Raw genomic sequence first — 5412 nt, 5'->3', positions numbered from 1 at the left:
CGCCGTTCGGTGGGCACCTTCTCCATGGCCAGCGCGGCGCCCAGGCCCCACTCGCCGCCCATCCCGATGCCGTAGAGCAGCCGGAGAATCACCAGCACGGTGAAGTTGGGCGCGAACGCGCACAAGAACCCGACCACCGAGTAGAAGATCACGTCGACCATCAGCGGCAGCCGCCGGCCGACGCGGTCGGCCCAGAGCCCGAACAGCAGCGCGCCCACGGGACGCATGACCAGGGTGGCCGTCGTGACGAACGCGACCTCGGCTTTGCTGCGGTGGAATGTTGTCGCGATGTCGGCGTAGACGAACACGACGATGAAATAGTCGAAGGCGTCCATCGTCCAGCCCAGCCAAGCGGCGACGAACGAGTTGCGCTGGTCGCGGGTGATCCGCTGTGTTGTCACGTCAGCATCGTGCAGTACCGAGCGCGTACGCGCGAGAGTGGACATGTCGCCGAGAACTCCTCCCTGGCGACCGAAGCGATGCAGCGCTGGCCGCAGTACGTCAAGCCCGCCGCCGACGGCAGCCGGTTGACGTTCGAGGGACGCAGCTACCCGGTCGACGAGGGCCCGGGCGCGGGTTGTCCGCCGCAGCACGGGATCAGCAAGGCTCCCGGGATTCACTGACGCTCCACCGAAGGCGTCCTGCACGACGCCGACCGCGACCACATCGACACGATGGTGCTCTATCCCAGCCTCGGGCTGTGCGCCCCGGCCCTGGAGGCCCCGAGTTCGCCGCCGGATTCGCGCGGCTCTACAACCAATGGATCGCAAACTACTGCGCCGTCGGGCGGCCGACTGAAAGGCGTCGCCGTCACCCCAATCGAGCACGGTCACGTGGCCATCGACGTCATGACCGAGGCCAGGGACCTCGGGCTGGTGGCCACGCTCGTCCCGCCGGCGCTCAAGACCCGCAACCTCGACCACCCCGACCTCGACCCCTTCTACGCCGCCGCGGTCGAGCTCGGGATGCCGCTCGGCGTCCACGGCGCCCCCGGCATCCACCTGCCCAAGATCGGCGTGGACCGCTTCACCAACTACATCCAGGTGCACTGCATCAGCTTCCCGTTCGACCAGATGACGGCGATGACGGCGCTGGTCTCCGGCGGCGTCTTCGAGCGGCACCCTGATCTGCGGGTCGCCTTCCTCGAGGCGGGCGCCGGCTGGGTTCCGTTCTTCATCGACCGCCTGCACGAGCACTACGAGAAGCGCGGCGACTGGATCGAGCGCGGCTGGCGCCGTGACCCGCACGAATACCTACGGGCGGGCAACATCTGGGTGACCTGCGAGCCCGAGGAGCCCATCCTGCCCGGCGTGATCGACGTGCTCGGCGCCGACTTCATCATGTTCGCCGGCGACTACCCGCACTGGGACGGCGAATGGCCGGAGAGCATCAAGCATCTGCGCACCCGCGCCGACATCAGCGAAGAGGCGCGCGAAAAGATCGGCGGCCTCAACGCGCCGCGGTTCTACGGGCTGAACTAACGCGCCCGGGGTGGCAGGATCTTTCGACATGGGTGCTTTCCTGCTCCGGGCAACGTTGACCGGCTTTGCGTTGTGGTTGGTCACCAAGTTCGTTCATGGGATCGAATTCGTCGGCGGCCACAGCACACTGCAGACGGTCGGCATCATCTTCGTCGTCGCGGTGATCTTCGGTCTGGTCAACGCGTTCATCAAGCCGATCGTCCAGATCTTGTCGATCCCCCTGTACATCCTGACGCTCGGCCTGATCCACATCGTGATCAACGCCTTGATGCTGTGGATCACCGCGTGGATCACCGAACACACCACCCATTGGGGACTGCGCTTCGACCATTTCTGGTGGACGGCGATCTGGGCGGCGATCGTGCTGTCGATCGTGAGTTGGGTGCTGTCGCTGGTGATTCGCGACGTCAATCGTCGCACCCGCACCTAGACCGTCAGCGGCCCTGCCACCGCGGCGGTCGCTTCTCGGCGAAGGCGCGCGGCCCCTCCTTGGCGTCTTCAGTGGTGAAATCCGTTCGCTGTGCCGAGTTTCGTTGTCGTATGCGGACTCGAGGTCCAGTGCCAAACCCTCGACGTTCGACTGCTTGGTCGCCGAAACCGCGAGCGGTGGGTTGGCCGCGATGCGCCCGGCGTAGTCGTACGCGGTATCCATCAGCTCTTCGACTGGGACGACCCGGTTGATCAGTCCCATCGCCAACGCGAGCTCCGCATCCACCACGTCGGCGGTCAGCAGCAGCTCTATCGCCATGGGGTAGGGCAGTTGCCGCGGCAGCCGCACGGTGCTTCCGCCGCCGGCGAAAAGACCCCGCTTCGGTTCCATGACCGCGAAACGCGCATCCGGCACGGCCACGCGGATGTCGGTGGAAGTCAGCATCTCGAAGCCGCCCGCGACGCACGTGCCGTTCACGGCCGCGACGATCGGCTTGTACGTCTCGAGATCGGCTCCAGTGCAGAAGTCCCGGCCGACGCCGGTGATGACCGCGACCCGTGCGCGGGCGTCGTCGCGGAACGCCGCCCAGGCGTTGGGTCAGATCGCGGAAATGCCAGCGAATTACGTGTCTCGGGCCGGCTGATCGTGATGGTGGCGATGTGGGTGTGCAGCGCGTATTCGATGCTCACCGCGTCTCCCCGTGACCACCGGTCACCAGGCGGACCACGTCACGCGCGCAGCCCCACGACAGGGTCACGCCGTTGCTGCTGTGCCCGTAGTTGTGGATGCACCGGGCCGAGCCCAGCGGCTCGGCCTCGAGCCGCACCGACGGACGATCCGGGCGCAACCCGGTGATCGTCTCGATCAACTGCGCGTCGCGCAGGCGCGGCTCGATCCGGCGGCACCGCTGCAGGATCCGCTCGCTCACCTCGGGGTCTGCGGTGGTGTCCCAGCGGTCGGGGATGCTGATGCCGCCGCACACCACCCGCCGCGGATGGGGGAAGAAGCAGGTCCATTCCGATCCGCCGTCGACCTCCAGGAACAGTTGCCGCAGACCGGGATTCGTCAGAACGACGTGCTGGCCGAACAGGGGCCGCACCGTATCGTCGCCCGCCAGCGTTCGCGCGCCCAGGCCGGCGCAGTTCACGACGATCGGAGCCGTGTCGGCGACCTCGGCCAAGGACCCGACCGCGTGTGCCTCGATTTCGCATCCGGCCGCCGCCAGTCGCCCGATCAGGTAGTCCAAGTACTGCGGCATGTCGATCATCGGCACGGTGGCACAGAACGCGGCATCGAAGCCGTCGGGAATCTCGGCAGCGTCCGCCGCGCGCAGGTCGGGGATCAATTCGCCCACCGCCGACATCGCTGCGTTCAGATCGCCGGCCGCCATCGCCGGTGCCAGCTGGACTCCGGTGGCGGGGTCGTCGGCGAGTTCGCGGAACACCCGCAGCGAGTGTTCGCACCAGGCCCGCGTCGCAGTGGCACGCCCGGCCGGCCGCGGGGGAGTCCACACCGCACCGGCCACCGCCGACGTGGTCTGGTGCGGCATTGCGGTCGCCCACACCTGCACGGGCCAGCCCGCCTCGGCCAGGCAGATCGCCGACGTCAGGCCGCTGACACCGGCGCCGACCACGACGATCTGTTGGGCGGTGGCCACGGCGGGCAAGAACTCAGCGCGGTGCGTTCCCGCCCAGCAGCCCGTTGAGGATGCCGAGCTGGGCGCCGGCGACCTGCGGCGGCGTTTCGGCGGGCACGTTGGCGTCCGGTGTCAGTTGCCAGGGCTGGCAGCCGTTGGTCTTGAACGACTTGTCCGTGGCATCGATACGGACCACCTGCGGCTTTTTGCTCAGGGCGTTGTCGACGACGTTGCCGTCGGGGTTGCCCGTCCGCTTCCAGTAGCAGGTGCCGTCGCCGACGGGCCCGCCCGAGCTGTAGATGCCCGGCGCGATGTCGGTGCCCACTGCGTACGTACCGTCCTTGTCGATGGTCGTCTTCGGGGCGGGCGGCGGCGCCGGATCCGGGTCCGCGCCGGCAACGGCGGCACCGGCAATGCAGCCCGCAAATAGCAGCCCCGCGGCGCCGAACCGTGCCGCGATCGGTGCTTTCGACTTCGAGCCCATAGGAGTGCAGTTTACCGGCGCGAACGCCCCGGGGTGGCGTCCTCGGCTCAATTGCACACGGCCCGCACCCCCATAACCGGCTGGGAGCCGCGGCCATCGTCGAAGTCCGGCGCCCACGGCCACCGACCGCGCTCGTCGGCCCACACCACCTGAAGTGCGCTCATCTGGTTTCCGAAGAACGCGGTGGCGAACTTCAAATGGGCGTCCGGATGCTCCACCTCGACGAGTTCGACGCGAGACCCGGCCGGGAGGGTCATCCGCGCGCCCGCCGTGAACGCCCCACGATTCACCGCTTGGAACGCGACGGCGTTGAGCAAGCCCACCGCCCGCTGCGGTGAGACTCCGGTGATCAGCAATTCCGGCAGGTCGCAGCGGGTCAGCCCCACCGTGTACGCGAATGGCCGCCGCTCGCTCTCCACGTATTGCACGGCCCAACCGCGCTTCGGCATGGTCGCGTACAGCTCGTCGAGGTAGTCCTGTACGGGCCTGTCGGGGTGGTCGCACCTCCAGCACATGGCGGTCCCTTTCTCTGGTTGCTTGCGACCACCATGCCCGCGGGGTCCGACATTCCCGCCCCAAACGCACGCCACCCCGCGGGCCGGATGGCCCGCGGGGTGGCGGTGGGAGGTCGATCTAGCGCAAATCGAACCGGTCGGCGTTGATCACCTTGTTCCACGCGGCGACGAAGTCCTGAACGAACTTCGGCTGCGCGTCGTCGGCTCCGTACACCTCGGCGAGAGCCCGCAACTCCGAGTTGGCCCCGAACGCCAGGTCCACGCGGGTGGCGGTCCACCTCGGTTGCCCGAAGGCGCGGTCCTTGCCCACGTAGGTCCCGTCGTCGGCGCCCGACGGCTCCCATGCGGTGCCCATGTCGAGCAGGTTGACGAAGTAGTCGTTGGTCAGCGACTCGGGCGCGGCGGTGAGGACGCCCAACGGCGATTGCTTGTAGTTGGCGCCCAGGACGCGCAGACCACCGACCAGCACCGTCATCTCGGGTGCGCTGAGCCGCAGTAAGTTGGCCGGGTCCAGCAACAGGTACTCGGCCGGCATCGAGCTCGCCTTCCCGAGGTAGTTGCGGAAGCCGTCGGCCTTCGGCTTGAGCACGGCGAAGGACTCGACGTCGGTCTGCTCCTGAGTCGCGTCGGTGCGGCCGGGCGCGAACGGCACCGTGATGTCGTGGCCGGCCGCCTTCGCGGCCTTCTCGATGGCGGCGCACCCGCCCAGCACGACGAGGTCGGCGAACGACACCTTTTTGTTTCCCACCCGCCGAGGAGTTGAAGGACTTGGCGTGCCCCCGGTGAATGAGTCCGCCTTGTTTTAGGGTCCTGTGGCCCCGATGTGGGGGCCGGAAGGGACGATGAATCACATGGCTGGGCGGAAG

Annotated in this window: 5 protein-coding genes and 3 pseudogenes; 2 read left to right on the top strand and 6 right to left on the bottom strand. The window is 68.0% G+C overall.

Going from position 1 to position 5412, the window contains the following annotated elements:
* Nucleotides 1-446, bottom strand: a 446-nt coding sequence (locus AC2VOR_RS14115; protein WP_486963974.1) for an MFS transporter, incomplete at its 3' end; no start/stop codon positions are given.
* Nucleotides 447-479: 33 nt separating this feature from the next.
* Here AC2VOR_RS14115 and AC2VOR_RS14110 point away from each other — a divergent pair.
* Together AC2VOR_RS14110 and AC2VOR_RS14105 are read left to right on the top strand one after the other, a co-directional pair.
* Nucleotides 480-1481 (top strand): annotated as a pseudogene (locus AC2VOR_RS14110) (amidohydrolase family protein).
* A 28-nt stretch (nt 1482-1509) separates the two neighbouring features.
* Complete coding sequence (locus tag AC2VOR_RS14105; protein ID WP_486963975.1) at nt 1510-1911, top strand: phage holin family protein; 402 nt, start codon at nt 1510-1512, stop codon at nt 1909-1911.
* A 153-nt stretch (nt 1912-2064) separates the two neighbouring features.
* Here the strand turns inward: AC2VOR_RS14105 and AC2VOR_RS14100 are convergent.
* The 5 genes and pseudogenes from AC2VOR_RS14100 to AC2VOR_RS14080 form a co-directional block, all read right to left on the bottom strand.
* Nucleotides 2065-2355 (bottom strand): annotated as a pseudogene (locus tag AC2VOR_RS14100) (enoyl-CoA hydratase/isomerase family protein); the annotation flags it as partial.
* A gap of 241 nt (nt 2356-2596) precedes the next feature.
* Entirely contained in the window at nt 2597-3568 is a 972-nt protein-coding gene (locus AC2VOR_RS14095; RefSeq protein ID WP_369741581.1) for an FAD-dependent oxidoreductase, read from the bottom strand.
* A gap of 13 nt (nt 3569-3581) precedes the next feature.
* Nucleotides 3582-4031, bottom strand: coding sequence for an Rv1352/Rv1906c domain-containing protein (locus AC2VOR_RS14090; protein WP_369738612.1), 450 nt, complete (start codon nt 4029-4031; stop codon nt 3582-3584).
* Nucleotides 4032-4078: 47 nt separating this feature from the next.
* Nucleotides 4079-4546 carry a DUF4262 domain-containing protein gene (locus tag AC2VOR_RS14085; protein WP_369738613.1) on the bottom strand — a complete coding sequence of 156 codons (468 nt, stop codon included), beginning with the start codon at nt 4544-4546 and terminating at the stop codon, nt 4079-4081.
* 118 nt (nt 4547-4664) lie between these two features.
* Nucleotides 4665-5316, bottom strand: a pseudogene (locus tag AC2VOR_RS14080) (peroxidase family protein); the annotation flags it as partial.
* Nucleotides 5317-5412: the final 96 nt, after the last annotated feature.

It is taken from the genome of Mycobacterium sp. TH-M103 (assembly GCF_057473785.1).
The sequence above is the reverse complement of the archived record's forward strand: the minus strand, read 5'-3'. Positions and strand labels throughout refer to the sequence as shown.

Bases quoted from the DNA above. Each gene is read 5' to 3' on its own strand.
- AC2VOR_RS14085 (WP_369738613.1), bottom strand. From the start codon at position 4,546: ATGTGCTGGAGGTGCGACCACCCCGACAGGCCCGTACAGGACTACCTC.
- AC2VOR_RS14105 (WP_486963975.1), top strand. From the start codon at position 1,510: ATGGGTGCTTTCCTGCTCCGGGCAACGTTGACCGGCTTTGCGTTGTGG.
- AC2VOR_RS14090 (WP_369738612.1), bottom strand. From the start codon at position 4,031: ATGGGCTCGAAGTCGAAAGCACCGATCGCGGCACGGTTCGGCGCCGCG.